Here is a 12,756-nt window from a genome sequence, read left to right on the forward strand (position 1 = left end):
CACCAGGGCCCAGCGGCCTCCACCCGGGGAACCACGCCCACCCTGCTTCTCCGCGGAACCGGAGCGGAGGCTGGAGGACGTGGTGGTTCGAGCCCCTCCCGCCGCCGCGCGGGGATTGCTCCGGGGCTCCGTGCCCAGCGAAGGCGCCGCGCCAGTCACGCCCGGCGCGGCGCGCGGGCCCGAGCCATCCCGGGGCATCAGCTCCAGCAAGTCCGCGCCACCCTCATCCGGCGACGAGAGCGGGGGCAGGAAGTCCACATTCCCGGGCGCGGTGACGGGAACCGGGGCTTCCGCCTTGGGCGCGGGTCCGCCCGCGGGCTCGCGCTGACGACAGTCGTCGCAGATGCCGAGCGCCTGGTCGAACGCATCCGTCAGCGGCTTGTCGCAGTTGCGGCAGCCCATGGTCGCGGGCTTGGGCGCGGCGACCACGGCGGGCGCCGGTGCGGGCGCGGGAGCCGTGCGCGGCGGAGCCGCCGGAGTCGGAGGCTTCACGGAGACCGGCACCGCGCCGGGCTCCGAGGAGATGCGCGCGACGGGAGCGGGCGGCGCCGCGGGCGCGGGGCCGAGGAAGTCGAGCAGCGGATCTCCTCCCGCCGAGGGAGGCCCTGGCGGCGGCCCCAGCTCCGCGAATGGATCCACCGGGGGCGCCGTGGCGGGAGTCGGCGACGGCAGCGCGCCGAAGTCCGCGAACAGGTCCGCTTCCGGCGCCGCGGCTTTCGCGGGCCGGGCCTGTGGGGCGGGAGGTTGTTCCGCGGGCGGATTGCCGAAGTCGCCGAACAGGTCATCCGCCGGAGGTGGCGCTGACGACGCGGGGGTGGGCGCCGAGGGACGCGGCGGTGCGGCCGGAGCGTCCCCAGAGGGCACGGCCGAAGGATCGCGCCGGACGAGCTGCAAGTTCCGGCAACGAGGACATTGCGCGCGGACACCCTTTGCCGTGATCAGTCGATCATCGATGGCATAGGCGGCCGCGCATTTCTGGCAGACGATGCGCATGAGTCAGTGCCGGAAGTGTCGCACTCCGGTCACCACCATGGCCATCCCATGTTCGTCGGCGGCCGAAATGACCTCCGCATCCCGAACAGAGCCGCCAGGCTGGATGACACAGGTCGCACCCGCCCGGGCCGCCTCGTCCAGGCCGTCCCGGAAGGGGAAGAAGGCATCCGACGCCACGGCGGCCCCCTGGAGGGCCTGCCCGCCGCGCTGCATCGCGATTCGGACCGAATCCACTCGATTCGTCTGTCCGCCGCCCTGGGCCAGCAGCTGGCTCCCAGAGGCGAAGACGATGGCGTTGCTCTTGACGTGCTTGCACACCTTCCAGGCGAAGCGGAGGGCCCGCTCCTCGTCCGGTGTGGGTGCTCGTTTGGACACCACCTTCCAGCTCAGCTCCGGCTCCACCGCGTCCCGGTCCATCAGGAGCAGGCCTCCGGACACGCTCCGGCCATCGAGCTGGGCCCTCGGCCGGACGGTCGGCGAGGCCAGCGACGCCCCCGCCTCCAGGAGCCGCAGGTTCTTCTTCGCCGCGAGCACCTGGAGCGCCGCCTGCGAATACGACGGCGCGATGACCGCCTCCAGGAACGTCTCCGCCATGGCCTGGGCCGTGGCCTCGTCCACCTCGCGGTTGAACGCGACGATGCCCCCGAACGCGGACGTCTCATCCACCGCCCGCGCCGTGCGGTACGCCTTCACCAGCGCGTCATCCACCGCCACGCCACACGGCGTGTTGTGCTTGATGATGACGGCGGCGGGACGCTCGGGGAACTCGAGCACCAGGCCCAGCGCGGCATCCAGGTCCAGGATGTTGTTGTACGAAAGCTCCTTGCCCTGGAGCACCCGCGCGAAGCCCACCGTCGGCTCCGAGGGCGCCGAGTGCTCGCGATAGAAGGCGCCGCGCTGGTGCGGGTTCTCCCCGTAGCGCAGGTCCTGCGCCTTGCGGAACGACAGCGACAGCTCTCCGGGGAAGGGGTCGCCCGCCTCGGCGGACAGCCACGCGGAGATGGAGGCGTCATAGGCCGCCGTGTGCGCGAACGCCTTGCGCATCAGCTTGCGCCGGGTGGTCTCGCCCACCGCCTTGTGCTGCTCCAGCTCCGCGAGCACCGCGGGATAGTCGTCCGGGTCCACGACGACGGCCACGTGCCGGAAGTTCTTCGCGGAGGCGCGCACCATCGCCGGCCCGCCGATATCAATCTGCTCGATGACCTCCGCCTCTTCCGCGCCCGAGGCCACCGTCTGGCGGAATGGATAGAGATTCACGGCGACCAGCGAGATGGGCTCGATGCCGTGAGACTTCATCTCCTCGCGGTCCGCCTCCAGCTCCAGGCGACCGAGGATGCCGCCATGGATGCGCGGGTGGAGCGTCTTCACACGGCCGCCGAGAATCTCCGGACTGTGTGTGTGCTCGGACACCTGCGTGGCGGCGATGCCAGCGCCCTTGAGCGCCTCCAGCGTGCCACCCGTCGACAGCAGGCGGTAGCCCAGGCCAACCAGCCCCTGGGCGAAGGGAACCAGACCTCGCTTATCGGAAACGCTGAGGAGAGCCAGCACGTGTGCGCCTCGGTGTGCGGGAAGCGGCGGTAGTAGCAACCACCCCCTGGGGTGTCAACGCAACACGTCGGCGCTCCGTCGGCGGCGGCGAGCCGCCAGTCACATCGGCTTGCGGGCCGAAACAGGCGGCTCGGCCTCGGTGGCCTCGCGCAGCTTCATCAACCCGCGCGTCTCCACCTGGCGGATGCGCTCGCGGGTGAGGTTCATGATCTCCCCCACCTCCTCGAGCGTGATTCCACCCTTCTCCGCCACGTCCAGGGCGCAGGTGTGCTCGAGCTCCCAGATTTCCTTGTCCGGGAAGTTCAGCTTGATGGACCCCGTCTCCGGATTCACATCCAGATAGAGGTTGTGCTTGCAGGAGACGAACATGCACGGGCGAGGACCGTTGACGCAGTCGGCGCGGGTGCGCGGACGCGTGTCGTCCATCTGCTTGAGCAGGTCCGCCTCTTCCGGGTCCACCTGACCCGTGAGACGTCGACGGCGCAAATCACGCGCCATCTCCTTGCGCGACATCGTCTTGGACCGTCGGCGCTCCTGGCTCAGGTCCTCTTGCGCCTGGTCTCCGCCCTCCTCCACTTGCTTCACTTCCGACATGTCCCCTCCACGTGAGGCCAGTCTAACCGGGTCCACCGGCTCCAGGGCCGGCATCTTATTGCGAACTCATCGTTTCGTCTTCGCGTGCGGTGACTGCGCTGCCCAGCCGGGCCACGTCCCGGACCAGATCCTGCGCTCTTTGCCGCAGCGTTGCCAACTGTGCTTCGAGCGAACGTCGGTGCTCCCCCCCGAAGGCCCGCTCTCCCAACTCGTCCCGCAGCCCGTCGAATAGACCGCCGAGGTCCCGCTCCACCTGGTCGATGTGATTGCTGTGGAACACGAAGGACTTCTTGATGTCCTCGAGGGTGTGCCCCTCCGCCATCATCTTCTTGATGACGTTGATGCGGCGCACTGCCTCCACCGGGTAGAGCCCCAGGCTCCCCTGGTGCTTCCCCTTCCGCCCCACCCGGCGACTCCTCGGTAGCAACCCCGCCTGGACGTACTTGCGGAAGGTCGCCTCCGACAGACGCACGCCCCGCGGACGAAAGATTTCCAGAATGGCGCTCGCGGGGAGTCCTCCCGCGTTCTCGCGCTCAATCCGAGCAATCTCGTCGGGAGCCAGCAGGTCCATCGATTCCATTGAATATAAGCTACTCAGAGGAGGACACTGAGTGCCAGAAATGGGCCTTCGGTGTCAAGGAAGACCGCTACAGGTCCGTTGCGGTGTCGGCCGGTTCACGCTTCGAAAACGGGCGCGCGCGCCACGCGCCAGGCGGCACGGCGCGGCCTCACCACGGGGTGAAGGAAGACCCGGAGCGCTGGCGTGTGGTGGTGCCCGGGGTGTGATGGAACCCGGGTCCGCGCGCACGGCGGAGCCCCAGGGGGCGCCGCGCGGGTGTCAGCGCGGGAGTAGCAGTGAGACGGGGGATGCGCCGAGGTGGCGCGGGGTCAGCGGCCGCGCGGCGGGCGGAACTCGCGCGTCACCGTGGCGCCGGCGGTGATGGTGACGTCGTAGCGCTTCTCTCCCGAGGGATGCTGGAAGAGGAGCTTGTAGGTACCCGGAGCCAGCTTGTACGAGGCGCGGCCCGAGACTTCACCCAGGCGGCGGCCGTCCAGGAACACCGTCGCGTACGGGGTTGCCCGGAGCTGGAGCAGGCCTGTCGCGGCGGCGGCTCGCGGCGCGAGGTCCGATGGAGCGTCGACTGACTTCGGTGCCGTGCCGAGGACGGCCTCCCGCTTCAGCCCATCCACCTCCGCGTCCGAATCGGAGGGCTCCGGCTCGGGGTTCGCGGCGGAGGGAGTGCTGCCCGGGGAGACAGGGCGCGGCTCGGGCTGAGCGGGCGCCGTGTCTTTCGTCTCCTTCACGACACTTCCGACGGAGCCGGCGGCGGGTGCCGAAGGCCGGGCGGTGGCGGGAGCGTCAGTCGGCGTCGATGCGACGGTCGGCGGTGCGTGGGTGGGACTCGGCGTCTCCGCGGACTGGTCGGAGCGGAGCCCATTCATCACCCCGGCGCCCACGATGAGCAGGAATCCGAGGGCCATCGTCGCGCCTACCATGCGACGCGGCCTGAGCCATCCCGAGCGCTTCGGCTGTCCAGGCGAGGACTCGGTGACGGTGGGGACCTCGCTGCCCGAGAGTGACTGAGGGCCGCCCTCTCGCGCGCCGGGCACGTGCGGCCGCGCGCTCGCATCGCGGACATTGGAGGCCATCCCGGCGTCACGGTCCTCGGAGCCGCGCGTCGAGGCTGGAGCTTCCGACGCGGCGGTGAGCCGCATCGACCTGGCGCCGTCTACCGCCTCCACGTCAGGTGACGTTCCCTCTGAATGAGCCGAGGAGCCCACCACCGCGCCGCGCTGCGACGGTTCGTCAGCCCCCTGCCCCGGCTCCTCCCCATGACTCGAGGACCGCGACAACCCGGCAGCGCGCCCTTCCACTTCGGAGGCACCATGCGAGGCATCCGCCTCAGACATCGAGGACCGAGCCAACCCGGCAGCGCGCTCCTCCGCCTCGATGACATTACGCGCGGCATCCCCCCCTGGCATCGACGAGCGCTCGGACTCGGCCTCTCGAGGCGAAGCCCCGGCGGCGCCCTCCCTCGACACGGGCGCCAGGCCACTCGAACGGCTCGGCGTCTTCGTGGGCGCGGCGGGCGTGATGTCGGAACGCGGCCTCTCCTCCGGTGAAGCCACCGCGGGCGTCCCCTCCGGGCGGCTCGGCCGCACGGAGGCCATGGGCGCGGCCAGCGGCGGCAGCGGCGCATTCGCGCGCGGCACGGGGGACGAAGCCACCGCGGGCAACGGCATCATCGGCGTGGCCATGGGCGGCAGCGGCACGGACAGCGCCTCCACGTCCTCCCCCCGACGCGGGAGCACGAAGGTGGACGCATCCACGTCCTCATCCGGTGACGACGGCGGCGCCATCCCCGCGCGCCCCGCCCGCATCACCGCCGTGGGGTCCCTTCGCGGCGGAGGCACCAGGTCCTCTTCATCATCGTCATCGGGGACCGGTGCCCCGTCGACGACGTGCGTGCGCTCCTGCACCGCGGGCATCGCCTGCGTGAGGCTCCCGGGAAACAGGCGCCGCATGAAGGCACCCAGGTCCGTGTCATCCACCGACTTCGCGTGCTTCAGCACGCACTGGGCCAGCGCCCGCTCCAGCTCACCCGCCGTCTGGAACCGCGCGGCGGGGTCGCGCTCCAACGCGCGCATCACCACCGCGTCCAGCTCCGGGGGCACCTCCGGATTGAGCCGGGCCGGCGGCGGAATGACGCTGAACTGTACCGCGCGCAGCACCGCGACTTCGGAGTCCCCGTCGAACAACCGCCCGCCCGTCAGCATCTCCCACAGCACCACGCCCAGGGCGAAGAGGTCCGTGCGCGCGTCCACCGCCTCTCCGCGCGCCTGCTCCGGGGCCATGTACGCGAACTTGCCCTTGAGCACCCCGGGCTGCGTCAGCTTCTTGCCCGCCTTCGCGATGCCGAAGTCCGTCAGCTTCACCGCGCCGTCATACGACAGCAGCACGTTGTGCGGCGTGACGTCCCGGTGCACCAGGTCCAGCGGCTGCCCGTTCACCTTCAGGCGGTGCGCGTAGTGAAGCCCTCGGGCCACCTCCGCGCCCAGGTGCGCCACCAGCACCGGCGGCACCGGGTCCATCAGCTCCTTGGACTTGCGCCGCAGCTCCCACAAGGAGCAGCCACGCACGTACTCCATCGCCAGGTAGTACGTGTTCTCGTGCTTGTCGAAGTCGAAAATCTGCACCACGTTCTCGTGGTTCAGCCGCGAGGCCAGCCGCGCCTCCGCGATGAACATCTCCACGAACTCCGGGTCGCTCGCGAGGAAGGCACGCACCCGCTTGATGACGACTTCCTTCTCGAAACCCTCCACCCCGCGCGCGGTGCACAGGTAGATCTCCGCCATCCCGCCCTCCGCGAGCTTGCGGCGGACGACGTACTTGCCGATCTGCGCACCGGCGACGAGCGTCATGGGCTTCGGGAACATGCGCTATTCGAACTTCACGCTCACCACGTTGAGGTCGATGGCCTTCACCTCGATACGTCGACTGAGCGTCTTCTTGAGGTCGGGATTGAAGAATTTGCAGTCATAGGTCCCGACGCGCAGCTCCACCGCCTCGAAGGGCGTCTCCCCCAGCTTCTTGCCTCCGCACGTCACCTCCGCCCAGGGCCGCACCGCGAAGCGGACCTTCGCCGTGCGAGTCTCCGCGCGAGGCTCCGGCCTCGGAGGACGCGACGGCGGCGGCGTGGGAGCCACCACCCGAGCCTCCGGATTCAGCGTGAAGCGCTCCACCTGCTCCGGCCCCGAGCCCACCGTCACCGTGCGCTCGCTCGACTGGTGCTTCGCGGCCTCCACCCGGACGGCCAGCGCCACGCCCGGCTCGGCCTCCAGCATCACCGGCGCCGCGCCCTGCTGCCGCCCATCCACGAAGACGACGGCCTGCGCGGGCTGCGCCTCCACGCGCAACCGCACCTTCGCCACGGCCACCGGCTCCACGGGCACCTGGACCGGCGCCGTCTTCTCCACCGGAGCCTGCTGCGCCACCGGCACCAGCCGCAGCACGCCCAGCGGCACCGGCCCCGTCGCCTGGACCTCCAGCTCCGTCCTCAGCTCCTGGTAGCCCTCGTGCGACAACACCAGCGAATAGCGCCCCTCGGGCATCCCGGGCAGCGTCACCGGCGTGCGATCCGCCAGCTCCTGCCCGTCGAACATGACTCGCGCCCCGACGGGCACGGACTCCAACCGCGCCGGCGCCTGCACGGCGGACCCCGGCTTCAGCCAGCCCCACAGCAGCACCAGCACCACCAGGCCCAACCCCACCGTGGGAATCCACCACCCCAGTCGGGAAGCCGGGGGCGACGCCTCCGCCTGACGCCCGGCCGCGCCCTTCTTGCGGCCCGGTCGCGACATGCCCAGCGACAACGTGGGCGCGTCCTCCTCCTGCTCCTCCAGTTCCTCGGCTCCCCGAGGCAGGGGCAACGCCAGCCGTGACGGGCGCGGCAGGGGGCCCGCCATCTCCGGCATCGCCAGCGTCGGCGCGTCCTCTTCCACGTGGTGCGTGACGGCGGGCATCGGCCGCGTGACGGCGCGCCCCTCCGGGCCGTGCGACTCCTGCTCCCGCGCTTGCGGGTTCGCCACGCGCGAGGCGGCCCGTCCCTCGGCCGGCTTCGGCTCCGTGGCGATCTTCACGTCCGTCAGCGTCGCCCGTGAGGCGGCGCGGCCGTCCATCGTCGGCGCGTCCTCCTCCACCTGAGGCGGCGCCTGCACCGCGCCCAGTCCCGAGCGCGAGGAGCGCTCCGGCGGCGCCGGGTCCACCTGACGGCGCTGGCCCGTCAGCCGGCCGCTGGGGGACTCCAGTTCGATGCGGCCCGTCTTGCCCGTGCCGCGAGGCCGCAGCGCCGCCGTCTCCCCCTCCTGCGCCCCGGTGGAGCGCGGCAGCGCGGGCCGAAGCCCCGACCGCCGCGAGCTCGCATCCTGGCGCCCGGAGCCCGAAACAGGGTCCGAGTCCTCCGTCAGCAGCTCTCCCGAGCGCGCCTCCGACGCCAGCCGCTCCGCGTAGATCTCCTTCATGTACGCGCCGACGTGGGCCGTCGACGAGGGCAGCCGCCGCTCCGTCAGCCAGTCCTCCAGCGCGAGCTGAAGGTGGGCCGCCTCCTGGTAGCGGTCCGCCGGGTCCTTCGAGAGCGCCTTGAGGACGATGGCATCCAGGTCCTGCGGCACGCGCGGGGACGCCTGCGACGGCGGCACCACCTTGCACTCCGCCACCGCGGACAGCGTCTGGATGTCGCTGGGGCGCTTGAACAGGCGCGTGCTGGTGAGCAGCTCGTACAGCACCACGCCCAGGGCGAAGATGTCCGAGCGCCGGTCCACGCGCTGCCCCGCCGCCTGCTCCGGCGACATGTACGAATACTTCCCCTTCAACACGCCCGAGCGCGTGACGGTGGCCTGGTCCGCCGCCTTGGCGATACCGAAGTCCACCACCTTCACCCCGCCCTCGAACGTGACGAGGATGTTCTGCGGGGACACGTCGCGGTGGACGATGTCCAGCGGCTTGCCCGTCGTCGGGTCCGTGCGCTTGTGCGCGTAGTCCAGGCCCGAGCACGCCTCGATGAGGATGCGACACACCAGCGGCACGGGGATGGGCTGCCCCATGGCCTCCGACTGCTTCCACACCCGCCGCATGTCCTCGCCATGGATGTACTCCATGGCGATGAAGAACGAGTCGTCCTGCGCGCCCAGGTCGAAAATCTGCACGACGTTGGCGTGGTTGAGCCGCGCGGCGATGCGCGCCTCATCCAGGAACATCTTCACGAAGTCGTCGTTCTCCGCGAGGTGCGGAAGGATTCGCTTCACCACCACCAGCTTCTCGAAGCCCTCCGGACCTGGCTGGCGCGCGAGATACAACTGCGCCATCCCGCCCATGGCGAGTCGCTTCAGGAGCTGGTACCTGCCATACGTTTCAATGGTCACGGCGACCCGACCGCACCCCACCCACGGGGGAAAACCCACGGCCCGTGGCCTTCCGGAATCCGGGCGCGGCGAAGCCCCGAGCGTAAGCGCACACGACAGGGGGGTCAAACCCTTGTAGACACGGCGGAACCCGTGCCCCCCTCCGTGGTTACCGCCGGGCGGCGCGGACCTCGCGCGACTCCCGCATCAGCGCCTCCAGTTCGTCCAGGTGGCGCTTGAGCACCGGCATCAGCACCGGGGCCGCATCCACCCTGTCGAACAGGTCCAGGACCCGGTCCACCTTACGCTCGATTTCCTGGGCTCGGGCCGGCGTGATTCGCCGCAGGAGCATGTCCGCTCCCGCCTCCATCAACGCGCGGGCGACGGCATCCCGGGAAGCGAGCGGCTCTTGCTGTCGGCGGCCCTCGCCCTGAATCACCCGCAGGCCCGGGGCGCGCGCCGGGGAAGAGCGAGCCACGCTCGTCGTCTTCGTGTTTTCGGAGTCTGGGGACATCACCGGGTGCCTCCTCGGCGGGCGCGGGTACGACCTCAGGGTACACACCGTGAGGAGCCCTCCAATTTTCTGGTCATCCGCACAGGCGGAGCCAGACCTGTAGCACCCGGGACCGACATGAACGTCGAGGGCCGGATGACCGGCCCTTCGACTGGCGCACACGACGCGCCTGCTCCCCTGCTTCAGCCCGCGTCGCAGGAGCGACGGTAGGAGATGGCCACCTTGGCGCCTGGCGCGGGCACGTGGGTGAAGATGACGCTGTTGGTGGGGGCGTCGTAGCGCCAGCCCGTCGTCACCGGGGCGCCGTCCACCGTCACCGTCACGCTCCCCGGCTCCGGAGCGTCGCTGAGCGGGAAGCGGTCCTGCGCGGAGAAGGCCTTGTTGGCCACCGCGGCCAGGAGCGGCCCGTAGTTGGCCGCGCAGACGTTCATCACCTCGCCACCGGTGCGCGCCGTCGCCTCCGCGTAGCGCGTGCCGGTGCCGCCCGCCGTTCCGCACGCCGTCGCCGTGGGGGCAATGGCGTAGAACGTCGCGCGCTGGGGCTGGTTCTGCCCTTTGCGCTGCTGCGCCCACTGCACGTAGGTATCCACCGCGTCCGGCGAGTGGTCATCCTCGTCGCCCACGAACACGACGACCAGGGCCGCCGAGTCACGCAGGAAGCCCAGGTTGCCGTCCTGCGCCGCCGGCGTGCGGGGATCATCCGCGTTGTTCACCAGCGGCGGAGACAGCGCGCGGCGCATCGCCTCGAAGCCCTGCTCCACCTGGGCGCACTGCCCCACCTGCACGTTCTGCTGGAGCAGCGCCGTCAGGTTGGGCATGCCGTTGGTGAGGATGCGAGGCCGCGCGTTGTCCACGGGGAAGAAGCGCCCCGCCTCGCCGCCCTGCGCGCCGCCGGGGCACGTCGCCGCCACCTGGGTGATTCCCGTCGTGGTGACGGCCACGTGCATGTCCACCTGCTTGGCGCGCGCCGCGTCCACGAACGAGGGGATGGCGGACACCAGGCGCGGGTGCTCCTCCACCATGGACGCCGTGTTGTCCACGACGAAGAGGACGTCCACCTTGCTCACGTCCTGCTGGGTGAAGGTGTCCGTCTTGTCCGTGCGCTTGGAGGACTCGCCGATGAGCGGCACCAAGAGCGGCGCGGGCAAATCACTGGAGCTCACGTAGAGCGGCGACAGGTTCATGCCGTACACCTGCGCGGCGTAGTCCAGGTCCACCGTGAAGGCGTCGCCGGGCTGCAGCGTGAAGGGCATGGGCGCGGGCACTCCGCCCAGGGTGAACTCGCCGTCCGTCGTGCCCGGGCCAATCCACACGTTGGACACCGTCACCGGCATGGTGCACGCGTTGAGGTAGTTCACCTCGCGCGGCTCGGGCGGACAGTCGCGTCGCGCCACGCCCCAGTCCACGTACCAGGGCGACGCCATCAGACACGTCGCCTGCGAGTGGGCCAGGAGCGGCACCAAGATGACGGGATTGACGGGGTCCATCTGCTCCACCTGGAGCATGCCCGTGAAGTCTCCGCCGTCATGAGGCGCCTGGAAGGCCACCTGGAAGCTGAACCAGTCCCCCGGGTAGATGATGACGCCGAAGAGGTCCCCACCCGGCATGCGGAAGCTGCCGCCGCCGTTGTCGCGAAGTTGGATGTTCTTCACCGGGCACAGGTCCGTGCCCTTGTTCTCCAGCTTCACGCCCAGCACCGCGCCCCGGCCCGGAGGCACCGTGCCGAAGTCCAGCGCGAGCGGCGTCACCGTGAGGTCGCAGGGCGCGTGCTCCTGCGCGGTGCCCTGGAAGTCCAGCTCCACCGTGGCGGCCGAGTACGCGTTCGTCGTCAGCACCAGCACGCCCGTCGCCGCGCCCGGACGCATGGGCTCGTAGAAGACGGAGATGTTGACCTCCTGCCCCGGCTGCAGCGTGAGCGGCATGGCCAGCGGGGTGTTGTTGAACTGGAGCGCGCCCGAGGGGTCCGGCTGCCACGCCAGCGACTCCAGCGTGAGCGCCCCCGCGTTGGAGGAGCCACAGTTCTTCACGTTGACGATGACGCGCGTCTTCGAGCCCAGGGGCTGGGTGCCGAAGTCGTAGGTCATCGGCGACACGCACAGCTCCGACGCGCCGCCGAAGCCCCTGAGCTTCACGTCGGTGGTGGGGTGCCGCTTGCTCACCACGTGATAGCGGGCCATGTCGTCCGCGGGGCCCATGTGGCCGGGGCTGTAGCGGAACTGGAAGCCGCGCACCTCGCCGGGCTGGAGCACCAGCGGGAAGCCCGCGTTCGCCTGGGAGAAGGAGGCATCCAGCCCGTCGAGCGTGAGCCGCGTGACGGTCATCGGCTCGGTGCTGATGTTGTGGATGCGAGACTCGCGGAAGGCCTCTCGGTCCACCGGCACCGCCGCGAAGTCCAGCACGGGCGGCTCGGCGATGACGGCCTGCTCCAGCGCCTCCGCGGCCACCTGCACCGTCACATCCGCGCAGCCCCGGCACGGCGTCACCGCCAGCGCCACCTGCTTGCGGCCCACGCGCACGGGGTTGAACGTCAGGGGCAGCTCCGCGCTACCGCCCGGGGCCACGACGACGGGGCCCGCGACGAACTCCGCCCGGTCCGCGCCGACCAGGCGGGGCGTCACCTCCACGGGCAGCTCCGTGGGGTTCTCCAAGGTCAGCACCAGCGTCTTCGTCGAGTCCGCTTCAATCCGCCCGAAGTCGAGCATGCGGGGCGACACCCGAGCCCACGCGTCGATGCCCAGGCCCGCCAGGGGGATGCGCATCAGCGGCTCGATGCGCGTGTCCGAGCGCACGACGAGGAACGCATCCTGGCCGCCCGCCTTCATGGGCGCGAAGCGCACGCGCAGGGCGCACGCGCTGCCAGGCGCCAGGCTGTGTGGCCCCTCGTGCGTGAACTCCGCCCGGTAGGCCCCTTCCGGGCCCTCCACCCAGACCTCGTTCACATCGACAGGGGCCCGGCCCACGTTGCGCAGCGAGATTTCCGTCTCGCGCGCATCGAAGAGGGCGACCTTCTCGAAGTCCATCCCGCCCGGAGTCGCCGTCAGCCGACCGTCCGCGAGGGACGACCGTTCACGATCAGCACACCCCGCGGCAGCCACCAGCCCCAACACCGCGAGGGCCCAAATGCCCCAGCGCCCCGTCATGGCCTCCACCCCTTCCCCACGCCCATCGCCCGGTTCCGCCCCGCAAGCCTCGAACGAGGCACTGGA

Annotated in this window: 8 protein-coding genes; all 8 read right to left on the reverse strand. The window is 70.7% G+C overall.

Going from position 1 to position 12,756, the window contains the following annotated elements:
- A partial coding sequence (locus tag HUW62_RS03600; protein WP_176433559.1) for a zinc-ribbon domain-containing protein occupies positions 1-993 on the reverse strand: 993 nt, incomplete at its 3' end.
- A 3-nt stretch (positions 994-996) separates the two neighbouring features.
- The gene (purH, locus tag HUW62_RS03605; RefSeq protein ID WP_176433560.1) at positions 997-2,541 is read right to left on the reverse strand and encodes a bifunctional phosphoribosylaminoimidazolecarboxamide formyltransferase/IMP cyclohydrolase; all 1,545 of its coding nucleotides are present in this window, start codon (positions 2,539-2,541) and stop codon (positions 997-999) included.
- Between the two features lie 99 nt (positions 2,542-2,640).
- Positions 2,641-3,135: a sigma factor-like helix-turn-helix DNA-binding protein gene (locus HUW62_RS03610; RefSeq protein WP_163865664.1), complete on the reverse strand. Its 495-nt coding sequence runs from the start codon at positions 3,133-3,135 to the stop codon at positions 2,641-2,643.
- A 55-nt stretch (positions 3,136-3,190) separates the two neighbouring features.
- Positions 3,191-3,715, reverse strand: coding sequence for a MerR family transcriptional regulator (locus HUW62_RS03615; protein ID WP_163865665.1), 525 nt, complete (start codon positions 3,713-3,715; stop codon positions 3,191-3,193).
- A 308-nt stretch (positions 3,716-4,023) separates the two neighbouring features.
- On the reverse strand, positions 4,024-6,573 hold the full coding sequence (locus tag HUW62_RS03620) for a serine/threonine-protein kinase (RefSeq protein ID WP_255203210.1): 2,550 nt from the start codon (positions 6,571-6,573) through the stop codon (positions 4,024-4,026).
- A gap of 3 nt (positions 6,574-6,576) precedes the next feature.
- Positions 6,577-9,057: a protein kinase gene (locus HUW62_RS03625; RefSeq protein WP_368670331.1), complete on the reverse strand. Its 2,481-nt coding sequence runs from the start codon at positions 9,055-9,057 to the stop codon at positions 6,577-6,579.
- 148 nt (positions 9,058-9,205) lie between these two features.
- Complete coding sequence (locus tag HUW62_RS03630) at positions 9,206-9,550, reverse strand: hypothetical protein (RefSeq protein ID WP_217911100.1); 345 nt, start codon at positions 9,548-9,550, stop codon at positions 9,206-9,208.
- A gap of 182 nt (positions 9,551-9,732) precedes the next feature.
- Positions 9,733-12,690 (reverse strand): choice-of-anchor D domain-containing protein, encoded by a 2,958-nt coding sequence (locus HUW62_RS03635; RefSeq protein ID WP_163865667.1) that lies wholly within the window; start codon positions 12,688-12,690, stop codon positions 9,733-9,735.
- Positions 12,691-12,756: the final 66 nt, after the last annotated feature.

Source organism: Myxococcus sp. AM011 (genome assembly GCF_013372595.1).
Classification (GTDB): domain Bacteria; phylum Myxococcota; class Myxococcia; order Myxococcales; family Myxococcaceae; genus Myxococcus; species Myxococcus eversor.

What these genes read in the sequence shown, in the direction of transcription:
- HUW62_RS03610 (WP_163865664.1), bottom strand. Translation starts at nt 3,135, where the DNA reads ATGTCGGAAGTGAAGCAAGTGGAGGAGGGCGGAGACCAGGCGCAAGAG.
- HUW62_RS03615 (WP_163865665.1), bottom strand. Translation starts at nt 3,715, where the DNA reads ATGGAATCGATGGACCTGCTGGCTCCCGACGAGATTGCTCGGATTGAG.
- HUW62_RS03620 (WP_255203210.1), bottom strand. Translation starts at nt 6,573, where the DNA reads ATGTTCCCGAAGCCCATGACGCTCGTCGCCGGTGCGCAGATCGGCAAG.
- HUW62_RS03630 (WP_217911100.1), bottom strand. Translation starts at nt 9,550, where the DNA reads ATGTCCCCAGACTCCGAAAACACGAAGACGACGAGCGTGGCTCGCTCT.
- HUW62_RS03635 (WP_163865667.1), bottom strand. Translation starts at nt 12,690, where the DNA reads ATGACGGGGCGCTGGGGCATTTGGGCCCTCGCGGTGTTGGGGCTGGTG.